Annotated in this window: 14 protein-coding genes; 10 read left to right on the top strand and 4 right to left on the bottom strand. The window is 64.3% G+C overall.

Annotation, left to right across the window (positions count from 1 at the left end):
- Positions 1 to 64: 64 nt before the first annotated feature.
- Both pcaG and pcaH read right to left on the bottom strand, forming a co-directional pair.
- Positions 65 to 664 carry a protocatechuate 3,4-dioxygenase subunit alpha gene (gene pcaG, locus BLQ85_RS19450; RefSeq protein ID WP_074579409.1) on the bottom strand — a complete coding sequence of 200 codons (600 nt, stop codon included), beginning with the start codon at positions 662 to 664 and terminating at the stop codon, positions 65 to 67.
- 19 nt (positions 665 to 683) lie between these two features.
- On the bottom strand, positions 684 to 1,400 hold the full coding sequence (gene pcaH / locus BLQ85_RS19445; RefSeq protein WP_371327319.1) for a protocatechuate 3,4-dioxygenase subunit beta: 717 nt from the start codon (positions 1,398 to 1,400) through the stop codon (positions 684 to 686).
- Positions 1,401 to 1,552: 152 nt separating this feature from the next.
- On the opposite strand from pcaH, the gene pcaQ reads away from it, so the two are divergent.
- Positions 1,553 to 2,509 carry a pca operon transcription factor PcaQ gene (pcaQ, locus tag BLQ85_RS19440; RefSeq protein WP_074579407.1) on the top strand — a complete coding sequence of 319 codons (957 nt, stop codon included), beginning with the start codon at positions 1,553 to 1,555 and terminating at the stop codon, positions 2,507 to 2,509.
- On the opposite strand, the gene BLQ85_RS19435 is transcribed toward pcaQ, so the two are convergent.
- Positions 2,506 to 3,444, bottom strand: coding sequence for a class I SAM-dependent methyltransferase (locus tag BLQ85_RS19435; RefSeq protein ID WP_074579405.1), 939 nt, complete (start codon positions 3,442 to 3,444; stop codon positions 2,506 to 2,508). The genes pcaQ and BLQ85_RS19435 overlap by 4 nt on opposite strands.
- A 277-nt stretch (positions 3,445 to 3,721) precedes the next feature.
- Here BLQ85_RS19435 and BLQ85_RS19430 point away from each other — a divergent pair, with 277 nt between their 5' ends.
- From BLQ85_RS19430 to BLQ85_RS19410, 5 genes are all read left to right on the top strand, one after another.
- Entirely contained in the window at positions 3,722 to 4,126 is a 405-nt protein-coding gene (locus BLQ85_RS19430) for an RNA recognition motif domain-containing protein (RefSeq protein WP_074579402.1), read from the top strand.
- 172 nt (positions 4,127 to 4,298) lie between these two features.
- A complete protein-coding gene (locus BLQ85_RS19425) occupies positions 4,299 to 4,748 on the top strand; it encodes a MarR family winged helix-turn-helix transcriptional regulator (RefSeq protein WP_074579400.1) in 450 nt (149 codons plus the stop codon).
- A 66-nt stretch (positions 4,749 to 4,814) separates the two neighbouring features.
- The gene (locus BLQ85_RS19420; protein ID WP_074579398.1) at positions 4,815 to 5,231 is read left to right on the top strand and encodes an organic hydroperoxide resistance protein; all 417 of its coding nucleotides are present in this window, start codon (positions 4,815 to 4,817) and stop codon (positions 5,229 to 5,231) included.
- A 71-nt stretch (positions 5,232 to 5,302) separates the two neighbouring features.
- Positions 5,303 to 6,409 carry a DUF2855 family protein gene (locus BLQ85_RS19415; protein ID WP_074579397.1) on the top strand — a complete coding sequence of 369 codons (1,107 nt, stop codon included), beginning with the start codon at positions 5,303 to 5,305 and terminating at the stop codon, positions 6,407 to 6,409.
- A 73-nt stretch (positions 6,410 to 6,482) separates the two neighbouring features.
- On the top strand, positions 6,483 to 7,544 hold the full coding sequence (locus BLQ85_RS19410) for a serine/threonine protein kinase (protein WP_074579395.1): 1,062 nt from the start codon (positions 6,483 to 6,485) through the stop codon (positions 7,542 to 7,544).
- Between the two features lie 22 nt (positions 7,545 to 7,566).
- On the opposite strand, the gene htpG is transcribed toward BLQ85_RS19410, so the two are convergent.
- Positions 7,567 to 9,447: a molecular chaperone HtpG gene (gene htpG, locus BLQ85_RS19405; protein WP_074579494.1), complete on the bottom strand. Its 1,881-nt coding sequence runs from the start codon at positions 9,445 to 9,447 to the stop codon at positions 7,567 to 7,569.
- 274 nt (positions 9,448 to 9,721) lie between these two features.
- Here htpG and BLQ85_RS19400 point away from each other — a divergent pair, with 274 nt between their 5' ends.
- Genes BLQ85_RS19400 through BLQ85_RS19385 form a run of 4 tightly spaced genes read left to right on the top strand, consistent with a single transcriptional unit; the run spans position 9,722 to position 13,941 of the window.
- On the top strand, positions 9,722 to 10,195 hold the full coding sequence (locus BLQ85_RS19400; protein WP_074579392.1) for a Csu type fimbrial protein: 474 nt from the start codon (positions 9,722 to 9,724) through the stop codon (positions 10,193 to 10,195).
- Between the two features lie 35 nt (positions 10,196 to 10,230).
- Complete coding sequence (locus BLQ85_RS19395; protein WP_139201060.1) at positions 10,231 to 10,791, top strand: hypothetical protein; 561 nt, start codon at positions 10,231 to 10,233, stop codon at positions 10,789 to 10,791.
- 2 nt (positions 10,792 to 10,793) lie between these two features.
- Positions 10,794 to 11,525 (top strand): fimbrial biogenesis chaperone, encoded by a 732-nt coding sequence (locus BLQ85_RS19390; protein WP_074579390.1) that lies wholly within the window; start codon positions 10,794 to 10,796, stop codon positions 11,523 to 11,525.
- Between the two features lie 40 nt (positions 11,526 to 11,565).
- Positions 11,566 to 13,941 carry a fimbria/pilus outer membrane usher protein gene (locus tag BLQ85_RS19385; protein ID WP_254806487.1) on the top strand — a complete coding sequence of 792 codons (2,376 nt, stop codon included), beginning with the start codon at positions 11,566 to 11,568 and terminating at the stop codon, positions 13,939 to 13,941.
- The last annotated feature ends 1 nt before the right edge of the window (position 13,942 follow it).

Raw genomic sequence — 13,942 nt, 5'->3', positions numbered from 1 at the left:
CCGGGCCCGGTCGAGGTGAATGCCCTTGCAGACACACGTTACCTCAACCAGTTGCCGTTTCCACTTACAGGTCGAAAAACACCGTCTCCTTGTCACCCTGCATATGGATGTCAAAGCGGTACTGGGGCCCGGCCCCCGTCATCTCGCGTTTGGCGATCAGGGTGGCGCGCCGCGCGGCCGGCACGCTGGCCAGCACCGCGTCCTTGGCGTTGGCCTCGGCTTCATCCTCAAAGTAGATGCGCGTAAAGGTGTGCACCAGCAGGCCGCGCATGGTCACGCAGACGTTGATAAAGGGTGCTTGCCCCTCTGCGGCCACACCGGGCTTGACGGTGAAGAACTCGTAATGGCTTTGCGGCAGGGTGCCGGTGCCGCAGCGGCCGAAGCCGGTGAAACCGCGCGCTTCGGCATCCGCCACGGACACGATGGGCTGGCCGCTGCCGTCGGGCTGGGCGATCTCGACCATGGCGTCCATGATGGCGTTGCCGGCGCCGTCAAAGACCTGGCCGGTGATGCGTATGTGTTCGCCTTTGGCATTCGGCTGGGCCAGCACGGGCGTGAACAGGCTTTTGAGGTCGTAGCCGTACTGCGTAGGCGTGAGGCCGTAGGCGAAGAAGGGGCCTACGGTCTGGGAAGGGGTTTGCTTGAGCTGGCTTGTGGTGGTCATGGTGGTGTCTTTCCGCCGCTTATTCAAAACGCGTGGCCTTGGGGCCGCGCAGCACGATGTCGAATACATAACCAAGCGCGTAGTCGGGCTGGGTCACGTCCAGGCTGAATTTGGAAACCATCAGCTCGCGCACGCTGTCGGGCGCGCCCATGTACATGGGGTCGTAGCGAAGCAGCGGGTCGCCGGGGAAATACATCTGCGTGACCAGGCGGCTCGCGAAGTAGTCGCCGAACAGCGAGAAGTGGATGTGCTGCGGCCGCCATGCGTTGGGATGGTTGCCCCAGGGATAGGCGCCGGGCTTGATGGTCTTGAAGCTGTAGCGGCCCTGGTCGTCGGTCATGCAGCGGCCGGCGCCCAGGAAGTTGGGGTCCAGCGGCGCATCGTGCTGGTCGACCTTGTGCACATAACGGCCGGCCGCGTTGGCCTGCCAGACTTCAACCAGGGTGTTGCGCACGGGCCGGCCGTCTTCGTCCGTCACGCGGCCGGTGACGATGATGCGCTCGCCCAGCGGGTCGCCGTTCATGACGGCGTTTTTGGTGAGGTCGTTGTCCAGCGGGCCGAACTGCTCGACGCCGTAGACAGGCGCGTTGAGCTGGGCCAGCGCCTGCTTGATAGGGACCAGAGGCTGCTTGGGGCCGCGCAGCAGGGTGGATTTGTAGCCGGGGTAGATATGCGGCGAGTGGCTGGTCCAGTCGCGCGGGGAAAGAAAGCTGTTGTTCAGGTCGTCGGGTTTCATGGGGTGTCTCCGTGGGTCAGATGGGCGGCCTGGATGCCTTTTGAGGCGATTTCCAGCGCTGGGATGACTTTAATCGCACCAAATGGTTATGTATATTGAGTTTTTTTCGCTTTATCCATAACCAAACCTGCCGATGATGGTTAAATCCCGCCATGGTTGATGAACGCATCAAATACCGGCATTTGCAGTGCTTTCTCGCGGTGGCGCAGCACGGCAGCCTGCAAAAAGCGGCCGACGTGCTGGCCGTTACCCAGCCAGCTGTTTCCAAAACCCTGAAAGAGCTTGAAGACCTGCTGGCCGTGCGCCTGTTTGAGCGCGGGCGCCGGGGCGCGGTGCCCACGCGCGAAGGCGAGGCCTTTTTGCGCCATGCCGGCGCCAGCGTGAGCGCGCTGCGCGAGGCCGTGGCCAGCGTGGCGCAGACGCGGCGCCAGGGCAATGCCGTGGTCGCAATCGGCGTGCTGCCGACGGTGGCGCCCTGGCTGATGCCGCAACTGCTGCTGCGCCAGGATGCCGAGGCCGGGGAAGGCGCGCACACCAGCCTGCGCATACACACCGGCGCCAACCCCGAATTGCTGGCGCGCCTGCGGCAGCGCGAGCTGGACCTGGTCATAGGCCGCTTTGCCGAGCCGGCCCATATGCTGGGCCTGAGTTTTGAGCACCTGTATGCCGACCCGCTGGTGCTGGCGGTGCGGCCCGGCCACCCGCTGCTGGAACACGCCGCGCTGAAGGCCGGCGTGCTGGCCGGCCTGCAGGCCTTCACAGTGGTACTGCCCACCCAGGGCACGGCGATCCGCCACACGGCGGACGGCTTTTTCCTCTCGCGCGGCCTGGCCCTGCCGGCGCGCACCATAGAGACTTTGTCGGTATCGATTGCACGCGGCTACACGCTGCAAAGCGATGCGGTCTGGGTCTCGCCGCTGGGCGCGGTGCGGCCCGAGCTGGACAGCGGTGTGCTGCTGCAGCTGCCCGTGAGCATGGCGGGCACCGAGGAACTGGTGGGCCTGACCTTGCGCGCCGACATGGCGCCCACGCCCGCGCAGCAGGCGCTGATTGCGAACATCCGGCAATTGGCCGCGGAACGCCGCAGCGAGGCTGCACCCCAGGCTTAGGCCGTCTCAGCCTGGACGGCAAAGCGCTCCGTCAGCTCGCCCAGTCCGAGTTCATCGAGCACCTCGCGCAAGCGTGCTTGCGCCGCGCGGGTCTTGCCGGCCTGGGGCTGGGCGGGGCGGCTGGCGAGGATCAGTTCGTTTTTCATCGAATGCTCCCAGCCCACAAGTTCGGTCACGGTGACCTGGTAGCCGTTGGCTTCGAGCTGCAGGCAGCGCAGCACGTTGGTGATCTGGCTGCCGAATTCGCGCGTGTGCAGCGGATGCCGCCAGAGCTCGGCCAGCGGGGTTTTGGCCAGCGAGAGAGCCCGGCTTTTCTTGAGCACGCCGGCGACTTCGGCCTGGCAGCAGGGCACCAGCACCATGTGGCGCGCGCCCTTGGCCAGGCCGAAGGCGATCGCGTCGTCGGTGGCGGTGTCGCAAGCATGCAGCGCGGTGACGATGTCGACCGTGGGCGGCAGTTCGGCCGAGGTGGTGGCCTCCTGCACCGTCAAATTCAGGAAGGACATGCGCGCAAAACCCAGGCGCGCGGCCAGGCTGCGGGATTTTTCGACGAGTTCGGCGCGGGTTTCTATGCCGTAGACATGACCGTCCATGGGCTCGCCCGCGTGCGCCACGTTGAAGAACAGGTCGTAGAGGATGAAACCCAGGTAGGACTTGCCGGCGCCGTGGTCGGCCAGCGTGAAACCGGCTTTGCGCGCCGCCACCTCGTTGACGTCATTAAGCAAAGGCTCTATGAACTGGTACAGGTGGTAAACCTGCTTGAGTTTGCGCCGCGTGTCCTGGTTGAGCTTGCCCTCGCGCGTGAGGATGTGCAGTTCCTTGAGCAGCTCGATGGACTGCCCGGGGCGCAACTCTTCGATCACTTGCGCGGCGGGGGATGGCTTTGCGGCGCCTTTGGAAGGTTTTGCGGCGCGCGCGGAGCTGGAGGTTTGCATGGCCCCAAGTTTAGTGGGGGTGCTGCAAGGCCCTGCCTCGGTTGGCACAAAGCCCTTGCATCACGCCCTCTCCCAGGGGGAGAAGGTGCAAGAACCAGCGCAAGAAAAACTAAAAAAGGGGTTTGGGCACTTATGGGCGCATAATCGAGCAGTACGGGTTGCAAAACACCCGCACAAGTTGGTGATCGGTCAGTTTCGCGCGCTACGGCGTTACTTTTGGGTTTGTTGTGCTTTCGGGACCCCATCGCTTTGTTTTTATGTGTTTTTAGGAGTCCCCATGGGCAATAAACTTTACGTCGGCAATCTGCCATACACGGTCCGCGACGAAGACCTGCAACAATCTTTTGGCGCCTTCGGCTCCATTACCAGCGCCAAAGTCATGATGGAACGTGACACCGGTCGCTCCAAGGGTTTTGGTTTCGTCGAAATGGGCAGCGATGCCGAAGCACAAGCCGCAATCGCCGGCATGAACGGCCAGTCCCTGGGCGGCCGTAGCATCACCGTGAACGAAGCCCGTCCGATGGAGGCACGTCCTCCCCGTACCGGCGGCTTCGGCGGCGGTGGTGGCGGTTACGGCGGTGGCGGCGATCGCTCCGGCGGTGGCGGCTACGGCGGCGGTGGTGGCCGTTCCGGTGGCGGCGGCTACGGTGGTGGTGGCGGCGGTGGCCGCGGCGGCTACTAAGCCCTGCGAACCCAGCTGACTCAGCCTCGTGCTGAGCAAAGCCTGAAAGGCTTCAAAACTTCGGTTTTGAAGCCTTTTTCTTTTGGGGCATGCCCCGGCAGTTCGCAAGCCCGGAAACATCTTCGAATCAATTAACTTGCACACAATTTAATTGTGAGCTATAATTCATCCCATGCCAAACAAAACCGACTCCGTGGACGCCATGCTGCAGCTGGACAACCAGCTGTGTTTTGCGCTGTATTCCACCTCGCTGGCCATGACCAAGCTCTACAAGCCCCTGCTCGAAGAGCTGGGCCTGACCTACCCGCAATACCTCGCGATGCTGGTGCTGTGGGAGCAGGACGGGCTCACGGTGTCCGAGCTGGGCGAGCGGCTGTACCTCGATTCGGGCACGCTGACCCCTTTGCTCAAGCGCATGGAAGCAGCCGGGCTGGTTTCGCGCCTGCGCGCCGTGCAGGACGAGCGCCGCGTGCACATCACGCTGACGGCCGCGGGCCGCAAGCTCAAGGACAAGGCCGCCAAAATCCCGGGCTGCATCCTGAGCGCCACCCAGTGCTCGATTCCCGAACTGGTGTCGCTGACGCAGCAAGTGCAGTCTTTCCGCAAGCGCCTCACGGCCTGACCCCTTTCACGTTCTCACCGATTTTTAACCCGCCCCTGACCGGGGTATTTTCCAAAGGAAGCCACCATGACCACGCTCGAAAAAGTTCTCTACACCGCCCACGCCCACACCACCGGCGGCCGTGACGGCAAGTCCAAGACCGACGACGGCCGCCTGGACGTCACCCTGAGCTCGCCCGGCACCTCGGGCACCGGCACCAACCCCGAGCAGCTGTTCGCGGCCGGCTACGCCGCCTGCTTTATCGGCGCCATGAAGGCCGTGGGCGGCATGAAGAAGATCGACGTCCCCGCCGACGTGTCGATTGACTCCAGCGTCGACCTGGGCAAGATCCCCAACGGCTATGGCATCGCCGTGCGCCTGGACGTGACCCTGCCCGGCATGGACCGCGCCGCCGCCCAGGCCCTGGTCGATGCAGCCCACCAGGTCTGCCCGTATTCCAATGCCACGCGCGGCAATATCGACGTTGTGATCACCCTGAAGTAATCAGGCCCCACTGTCACCAAGGCGGCCCGCCGGTGTTGAACCGGCGGGCCGTTTCATTTACGGTGCTGTGCATGAACACCGCAGCCTCCGCTACCTTCCAGGTCCGCAAGGACTCACTGTCCCAAACACGCTGGCAAGCCAGCGCGCCTGTTGCTCTCGTACCCGGCCAGGTGCGGCTGGGTATCGAGTCCTTCGCACTCACGTCCAACAACATCACCTACGCCGCCTTTGGCGAGGCCATGAATTACTGGCAGTTCTTCCCGACCGGTGAAGAGGGCTGGGGCTGCATCCCGGTCTGGGGTTTCGCCGTGGTGAAGCAATCGCAGTGCGAGGGTGTCGCCGTGGGTGAGAAGTTTTACGGCTACTACCCCATGGGCAGTGAGCTGGTGGTGCAGCCCGCGCGCGTGACGCCCGCGGGCTTTTTTGACGGCGCTGCTCACCGGCAGGCACTGCCGGTGGTCTACAACCAGTACATGCGCTGCAGCGCAGACCCGTTCTACGATGCCGCCACCGAGGACGTGCAGTCGCTGCTGCGCCCGCTGTTCATCACCTCCTTCCTGATCGACGACTTCCTGGCCGACAACGACTTTTTTGGCGGGGGCACCACCCTGCTGCTGTCCAGCGCATCAAGCAAGACCGCTTACGGCACGGCCTTCCAGCTTGCCAGGCGCGCCGGCCTGCAAGTCGTGGGCCTGACCTCGCCGGGCAACACCGCCTTCTGCGAAAGCCTGGGCTGCTACAGCCGCGTGCTGGGCTACGAACAGCTGGGCAGCCTGGCCGCCGAAACGCCCTGCATCTATGTCGACTTCGCGGGCAGCGCCCCCTTGCGCCAGCGCATACACGGCCGCTTCGGCCAGCTGCGCTACAACTGCTCCATAGGCGGCACCCATGTCGACGAGCTCGCGGCCAAAGGCGGCAGCCGGGACTTGCCGGGCCCCAGGCCGGTGCTGTTTTTTGCGCCGGCCCAGGTCAAAAAGCGCGTCGCCGAGTGGGGCGCAGAAGCCTTCGGCCGCAAGCTCGCGCAAGCCTGGCAGGACTTCACCCGGCAAGTAACCGGCGCCCAGCCGCCCTGGCTCAGCCCCCAGCGGCATGCCGGCCCGGCGGCCGTGCAGGCGGTGTACCAGGAGGTGCTCGCCGGCAAAGGCGACCCGCGCACCGGCCACATCCTGCTGCCCTGAAAAGCTCTTTACGGGAACAGCCATTTACAAGCCCCCGCTGGCTGGGCCCGGCAACTGCGCCGACAATCGGTGCATGACCGAGAAAAGCCAAGCCCCCGCCAGCGCCGCGCTGCATGCGTACGAGACGCTGACCCCTGACCGCGTGCTGGACGCGCTGGCCAGCGTGGGCTTGCTGGGCGACGGCCGCCTGATGGCGCTGTCTAGCTACGAGAACCGGGTCTATCAGGTGCACCTCGAAAGCCCGGTGGGCGAAGCCGAGCTGGCGGGCGACGTGGTGGTCGCCAAGTTCTACCGGCCGGACCGCTGGAGTGACGCGCAAATCATTGAGGAGCACGCCTTCGCCGCCGAGCTGATGGCCGCCGAAATCCCGGTGGTCGGCCCGCTGGTGCTGGAAGGCGCCACGCTGCACCACTTCGGCGGCTTCAGCTTCAGCGTCTCGCCCAGCCGCGGCGGGCGCCGGCCCGAACTCGACAACCTCGAGGTGCTGGAATGGATAGGCCGCTTCCTGGCGCGCATTCATACCGTGGGCAGCGCGAAGCCTTTTGTCCATCGCCCCGCGCTCAACCTGCAGACCTTCGGCTTTGCCCCGCGCGACGTCCTGCTGGGCGGCGGCCCGGGCGCCCATGGCTACATCCCGCTGGACATGGAGTCGCGCTGGCGCAAGGCCTTTGACGAAGCCATGCTGGTGGCGCAAACCGTGTTTGAAAGCGTGGGCGACGTGCGCACCCTGCGCCTGCACGGCGACTGCCACCCCGGCAATATCTTGTGGACGCCCGAAGGCCTGCCGCTGGCGGGGCCGCATTTTGTCGACCTCGACGACGCCCGCAGCGGCCCGGCCGTGCAGGATTTGTGGATGCTGGTCTCCGGTGACCGGGCCCAGAGCACCCGGCAACTGGGCGCGCTGGTCGACGGCTATGAGGAGTTCCGCGAATTCGACCGGCGCGAGCTCGCGTTGATAGAGCCGCTGCGCACCCTGCGCCTGGTGCACTACAGCGCCTGGTTGGCCCAGCGCTGGCACGACCCCATCTTCCCCATCAACTTCCCGTGGTTCGGCTCCAGCGACTACTGGAAAGGCCAGGTCGACATGCTCGAAGAGCAGACCGAGGCCATGCAGGAAGCGCCGCTGGTCGCCTAGCCGGGAGACGGCGCGGCGACACTCAGGCTAACAGCGCGTTGACCCGCCGCACATAGGCCGCGGGGTCGTTCGGCATGCCGCCCTCGGCCAGCAGGGCCTGGTCGAACAGGATGTGGGCGAGGTCCTCGAAGTGCTCGCCGCTTTCGAGCTTTTTGACCAGCGGATGCTGGGCGTTGACTTCCAGGATGGGCTTGACCTCGGGCACGGCCTGGCCGGCCTGCTTGAGCATGCGGGCCAACTGGGTCGACATATCGCCATCCTGCACCACCAGGCAGGCCGGTGAGTCGACCAGGCGCGTGGTGGCGCGCACGTCCTTGGCCTTGTCCTTGAGGGCTTCCTTGAGCTTGTCGAGGACGGGCTTGAACTGGGTTTGCGCCTCTTCGGCGGCCTTTTTCTCGTCCTCGTCCTGCAGCTTGCCCAGGTCCACCGCGCCCTTGGCGACCGACTGCAGCGGCGTGCCGTCGAAGTCGTGCAGGTAGTTGAGCGCCCACTCGTCAACACGGTCGGCCATCAGCAGCACTTCAATGCCCTTCTTGCGGAAGATCTCAAGCTGCGGGCTGTTCTTCGCGGCGGCCAGCGTATCGGCGGTGATGTAGTAGATCGCGTCCTGGCCGTCCTTCATGCGCGCCTTGTAGTCGGCAAAACCCACGCTCACCGTGTCGGTGGTCGAGGAGGCGAAACGCAGCAGCTTGGCCAGGCGCTCGCGGTTCGCGAAATCCTCGCCCAGGCCTTCCTTGAGTACGGCGCCGAACTCGGCGTAAAAGGTCTTGAACTTTTCGGCATCGTTGGCGGCCAGGTCCTCGATCATGCCCAGCACGCGCTTGGTGCAGCCTTCGCGGATCGCCTTGACGGCGCGGCTTTCCTGCAGCAGTTCACGCGAGACGTTGAGCGGCAGGTCGGACGAGTCCACCACGCCCTTGACGAAGCGCAGGTAGGTCGGCATCAGCGCCTGGGCGTCGTCCATGATGAAGACGCGCTTGACATACAGCTTCACGCCCGCCGCCTTGTCGCGGTTGAACATGTCCATGGGCGCCTTGGCCGGGATGAACAGCAGCTGCGTGTACTCGGTCGAGCCCTCCACGCGGTTGTGCGTGGTGGCCAGCGGCGCCTCGCTGTCGTAGCTGAGCTGGCGGTAGAACTCGTCGTACTGGTCCTGGGTGATGTCCTTCTTGGCGCGCGTCCACAGCGCCGCGGCCTGGTTGACGGTTTCCCACTCGCCGGTCGTCACCATCTCGCCGGGCTGGTCGTTTTCGCCCTCTTTCCATTCCTCTTTCTGCATCAGGATGGGCAGCGAGATGTGGTCGGAGTATTTGTTGATGATGCCCTTGAGCTTCCAGGCATTGAGGTAGTCGAGCGAATCTTCCTTCAGGTGCAGGATGATGCTGGTGCCGCGCTCGGCGCGCTCGATCTCGCTGACCTCGAATTCGCCGGTGCCGTCGCTGGCCCAGCGCACGCCCTGGCCCGCCGGCAGGCCCGCGCGGCGGCTTTCCACCGTGATCTTGTCCGCCACGATAAAGCCCGAATAAAAACCCACGCCGAACTGGCCTATCAGCTGGGCGTCGTTTTTCTGGTCGCCCGAGAGTTTGGCCATGAAATCGCGCGTGCCGCTCTTGGCGATGGTGCCCAGGTTGTCGATGGCTTCCTGCTGTGACAAGCCAATGCCGTTGTCGGTGATGGTCAGCGTGCTCGCGGCCTTGTCAAAGCTCACGCGCACCTTGAGTTCGGCATCGTTCTCGTAGAGCGCAGCGTCGTTGAGCGCCTCGAAACGCAGCTTGTCGCAGGCATCCGACGCATTGGAAATCAGCTCGCGCAGAAAGATCTCGGGGTTGGAGTACAGCGAGTGGGTGACCAGCTTGAGCAGCTGCGCCACCTCGGCCTGGAAGGAAAGGGTTTGTTTTTGCATGGTCTCGGTCATAGTTGTTTCAAATCTGTTACTAACTCGCTATTTGCACGGGAAATAGCCAACTCGATGGGTCGTATTTACCTTTGTTACGTGTAATTCTTTTGGATTCATTTATAAATAAATCCAATCTTTTCAACGATCTGACGTGATAAATTCCCTACTCCGGTGCTCTGTTACGGTTACAAATGTGCGTTTTTTAGAAATACCTAGTTACAGTTCACTCACCTTCACAGTTTGTCCCCCGTCAACTCGTTCACTCAACCGGAGACCCGTCATGAAAAAGCTTATTTTAGTAATCGCCCTCGGCCTTGCCGCCATTGCTTCCGTGCCCGCCCAGGCAGCAACGGCCGCCGGCACCTTCGATGTCGTGATCAACCTGACCTCGAAGTGCGAAATCAACTCCTTCGCGGCCCCCACCGGAGCGACCATCAACAACGTGGTGTTCAACTACACCTCGTTCCAGACCACCGCAGCTACCTCCACCGGCGGCGATTTCAACGTTCGTTGCACCAACTCCCTGCCTTACACCATGGCACTGAGCAACTCCGGTGTAACCGATGATGCCGTCGGCCTGGCCTACACGCTGAGCCTGAGCGCCGCAGGTGGCACCGGCAATGGCGCCAACCAGGCCTACACGGTCAACGGCACCATGGCCGCCAACCAGGCCGGTACCTGCTCCTCGTCGGCAGCAGCATGTACCAATGCGGCTGCGACCAACAAGACCAAGACCCTGACGATCACCTACTGATCGCCGCGGGCTTGATGCCAGCCATATTGACAGCCATGATCCGCAAGGCCGCCCTGGGTATTGCACTGCTGCTGGCCGCCGCCGCCAGCTATGCGGGCACGGCGGCCGGGCAGTTTTCGGTCCAGATCACGCTGACCGATCCGCGCAACACCACCGGCAACGGCAACGCCTGTATCAGCGCAAGCGGCGCGGGTGCAGGCGCAAGCTCGGTGCAGGTGCGCTGCAACACCGACGTCTTTGTCAGTATCGCGCCCGTCAGCAACGCCAACGCCCTGGGAAATGCCCGGTTCTTGCCAGGCTTTCGCCCCACCCGCGATTCGCTGCTCCCCGACTATTGCCGCAGCGAGATCTCCCGCGGCGACCAGGCCTCGCGCATGGCCTGCCGCCTGGATGACCAGCGCGTAGCCACGGCCGGTGACGAAGTGGACGACGGCTGGGAATTCGAAAGCCGGCGATATGCCATGGGCCCGGAAGCCGCCGAGATCGAAAAACAGGCCCGTTTGCGCTTCCAGGACGTCAAGGGAACGCTCACGACAGTGCGCCTTGCCCACGCCGGCAATCAACCGAAATCCATCGAGATGCTGGTATCCTTCTAGGGATGAACGTCCCAAAGCGCCGAAGCAGCCTCGTCACCTACACTCTCCTGCTGAGTCTGCTTGCGCCCTGGGCCCCCGCCACGGCTGGCGTGTTTTCCGTGACGCCCGTGCGTCTTTACATGACACCGCGCGACCGCGCGATCGCCGTCACCCTGACCAACGAAGCCGACACCGAAGTGGTGTTGCAGGCCGATATCAACACCTGGAGCCAGAAGCCGGACGGCACCGACGAACTGGTGCTCACGGAAGACCTGATCCTGGCGCCACCCATCATCAAGCTGGGCCCCAAGGCGCGCCAGGTGGTGCGACTGGCCCTGCTCAAGCCGGCCGACGCCAGCCGGCAGCTGACCTACCGCATGATCATCCGCGAGGTGCCGGAAGCCTCGCCGGCATCGGGCATACAGATTCCCATCGCGCTGGCCCTGAGCATGCCGGTGTTTATCACCCCGCCCGTGGCCAAGCGCCAGGTGAGCTGCACCGTCCAGCGTCCCGAAGCCAAAACCGTGGGCTTGCAGTGCGGCAATACAGGCACAGCCTATGCACAGATCCGCGAAGCGACGCTGATGCGGGGCGAGCAGGCCCTGGCCAAGTTCGAAGGCGGCATCTACATCCTGCCGGGCGCCAGCAAAATCGTCGGCCTGAAAAGCGAACAGGCCATCACGGCGGGCGAAGCCAAGCTTGTGGTGACCTTTGACGACGGCCAAAGCCAGACGACCAGCACCACCCTGCCTTGACCGAAGCTCCATGACGAGGAGGCGTCAGCAGGTCTTACGAATGCATTCCCTGGCCATTGGCATCGCCGGCCTGTGCTGCGCCCTGGCCGCGCAGGCCCAAACCACGGCACCCGCCAACGCGCCGCCGGCGGCGCGCGCCGCCAATGACCGCCTGCTTCCGCTCGAAGTCTTCATCAACAGCACCAAGGGCGGGGTCTGGACCCTGCTGGAGCGCAACGGCATTCTGTATGCGCCCGAGGACGCTTTCGAGGAATGGCGGCTGAACCGCCGCCCGAGCGCGCAGGACATTGATTTCCAGGGCCAGCGCTGGTACGCGCTCTCTGCCATCCCTGGGTTCGAGGCGCGGCTGAATTTTGCCGAGCAGTCGGTCGACCTGATATTTTCCCCCTCGGCCTTCAATGCCGTGCGCCTGACGCAGGAGTCGGCCATGCGTCCGCCGTTGTCGCCGTCCATCCCGGCCTTCTTTGCCAACTACGACCTCAATTACCTCACCAGCCACAGCCGCGACTCCATAGGCGGCAGCACAACGGCCCGCGACCTGGGCGCTTTGACCGAATTCGGGTTCTCGGGGCAATGGGGGCTGTTGACCAGCAGCTATGTCGGGCGCAACCTTGTCAGCCAGGACCCGACGCTCAAGGCCTCATGGCGGCGGCTGGAAACCACCTACACGCGCAATTTCCTGGAGTCCAACAGCACTCTGCGCCTGGGCGACAGCAGCACGCGCACCGGCATCTCGGGGCGCCCGGTTTATTTCGGCGGCGTGCAGTTTGCGAAAAATTTTTCCCTGCAGCCCGGCTTTGTCACCCAGCCCATCCCCACGGTCACTGGGCTGTCGGCCGCGCCCAGCACCGTGGAGCTGTATGTCAATGACGCGCTACGGCAGACCTCCAAGGTGCCCTCGGGCCCCTTCAGCATCGACAACTTCCCCGCGCTGACAGGCGCCGGCGAGGCGCGGGTGGTGGTGCGCGACATCCTGGGCCGCGAGACCGTCATCACCCAGTCTTTTTTCAGCAATGCCAACCTGCTGGAAGAAAACCTCAGCGACTGGAGCTTCGAGCTGGGCGCCATACGCAACCAGCTGGGCACCGAGAACGCCGACTACGGCCCGCGTTTTGTCTCGGGCCTGTGGCGCCAGGGCCTCACCAAAAGCATCACCGTCGAGGCCAACGGCGAATGGTCCCGTCCGCTGGCGCGCGTGGGCGCGGGCGCCAGCTATGAGCTGCCCTTCCAGATGCTGGGCCAAACCGCGGTCTCCTTCAGCCGCAGCGACACCGCCGGCCGCGGCCACAACTGGCTGGTCGGCATAGAGCGTACCGGCTTGCGCCACGGCGTTTCGCTGAGCGTGGAAGGCGCCTCGCGCGGCTACCGGCAACTGGGCATAGACACGGCAAGCCCGCTGCCGCGCCTGCAAACCACCGCCAGCTACAGCTACAGCACCGACAAGTTCGGGGCCTTCAACATCAGCTACGCGGGCTTTGACAACTACGACACCGGCAAACTCGACACCTTGAGCCTCAACTACACCATGCGGCTCGGGCAACACAGCGCCCTGACGCTCAGCGCCACCCGGCTCAGCGGAATCACCTCCGGCACGTCGGTGGGTGCGACCCTGATCGTGCCGCTGGACAACCGCATCACGATTGCTTCGGGCGTCACCACCCGCAGCGGAACCACCGAAGGCTATGTGAACGCCAGCCGGGCCCTGAGCGCTGAAACCGGCTGGGGCTGGCGCACGGCGCTGGGCTCTCGCGCCGACAGTGCTTATACGGAAGGCGGCGCCTACTACCAAGGCAGCAAAGGCCTGTTTTCCGCCGACGTCAACGCTGGCCAGAACCAGCAGAACCTGCGCCTGGGCCTGATTGGCGGCATGGTCGTGGCAGAAGGCCAGGCCTTCGCCACACGCCGGGTGCAGGACAGCTTCGCGATTGTCGAAGTCCCGGGCTATGCCAATGTCGGCGTGGGCTTTCAGGGCAGCACGCTGACCCGTACCGACGAAAACGGCGTGGCGCTGCTGCCTCGCTTGTTGCCCTTCCAGCGCAACAGCGTGCGGCTGGACCCTGCCGAGTTGCCCATCAGCGCCGAACTCGACTCCATCGAACAGGAGGCTGTGCCGGCCCTGCGCGGTGGGGTCAAGATCAGCTTTCCCGTGCGCTCGGGCCGCGGGGCCCTGATCCGCATCGTGCTTGACAACGGCGAGCCCGCGCCGGCCGGCGCCGAGATCGAACTGATTGGCGACAAAAAAGAATTCTTCGTCGCCCGGCGCGGCGAGGCCTTCGTCACCGGCCTGCAAGCCACCAATCGCCTGCGCCTGAAATGGAATGGCGCGAGTTGCACCTTTACCGTCGAGCTACCGCCCGGCAGCCCCGAAGACATCACCCGCGTGGGCCCGGTCCACTGCCCAGGAGTGAAACCTTGAA

The organism is Polaromonas sp. JS666, assembly GCF_900103405.1.
In the GTDB taxonomy this organism is placed as follows: domain Bacteria; phylum Pseudomonadota; class Gammaproteobacteria; order Burkholderiales; family Burkholderiaceae_C; genus Polaromonas.
This window is presented reverse-complemented; position numbering and strand designations above follow the sequence as displayed.

Excerpts from the sequence above, each read along its gene's own strand:
- pcaG (WP_074579409.1), bottom strand. The coding sequence starts at position 664 with ATGACCACCACAAGCCAGCTCAAGCAAACCCCTTCCCAGACCGTAGGC.
- pcaH (WP_371327319.1), bottom strand. The coding sequence starts at position 1,400 with ATGAAACCCGACGACCTGAACAACAGCTTTCTTTCCCCGCGCGACTGG.
- pcaQ (WP_074579407.1), top strand. The coding sequence starts at position 1,553 with ATGGTTGATGAACGCATCAAATACCGGCATTTGCAGTGCTTTCTCGCG.
- BLQ85_RS19435 (WP_074579405.1), bottom strand. The coding sequence starts at position 3,444 with ATGCAAACCTCCAGCTCCGCGCGCGCCGCAAAACCTTCCAAAGGCGCC.
- BLQ85_RS19430 (WP_074579402.1), top strand. The coding sequence starts at position 3,722 with ATGGGCAATAAACTTTACGTCGGCAATCTGCCATACACGGTCCGCGAC.
- BLQ85_RS19425 (WP_074579400.1), top strand. The coding sequence starts at position 4,299 with ATGCCAAACAAAACCGACTCCGTGGACGCCATGCTGCAGCTGGACAAC.
- BLQ85_RS19420 (WP_074579398.1), top strand. The coding sequence starts at position 4,815 with ATGACCACGCTCGAAAAAGTTCTCTACACCGCCCACGCCCACACCACC.
- BLQ85_RS19415 (WP_074579397.1), top strand. The coding sequence starts at position 5,303 with ATGAACACCGCAGCCTCCGCTACCTTCCAGGTCCGCAAGGACTCACTG.
- BLQ85_RS19410 (WP_074579395.1), top strand. The coding sequence starts at position 6,483 with ATGACCGAGAAAAGCCAAGCCCCCGCCAGCGCCGCGCTGCATGCGTAC.
- htpG (WP_074579494.1), bottom strand. The coding sequence starts at position 9,447 with ATGCAAAAACAAACCCTTTCCTTCCAGGCCGAGGTGGCGCAGCTGCTC.
- BLQ85_RS19400 (WP_074579392.1), top strand. The coding sequence starts at position 9,722 with ATGAAAAAGCTTATTTTAGTAATCGCCCTCGGCCTTGCCGCCATTGCT.
- BLQ85_RS19395 (WP_139201060.1), top strand. The coding sequence starts at position 10,231 with ATGATCCGCAAGGCCGCCCTGGGTATTGCACTGCTGCTGGCCGCCGCC.
- BLQ85_RS19390 (WP_074579390.1), top strand. The coding sequence starts at position 10,794 with ATGAACGTCCCAAAGCGCCGAAGCAGCCTCGTCACCTACACTCTCCTG.
- BLQ85_RS19385 (WP_254806487.1), top strand. The coding sequence starts at position 11,566 with ATGCATTCCCTGGCCATTGGCATCGCCGGCCTGTGCTGCGCCCTGGCC.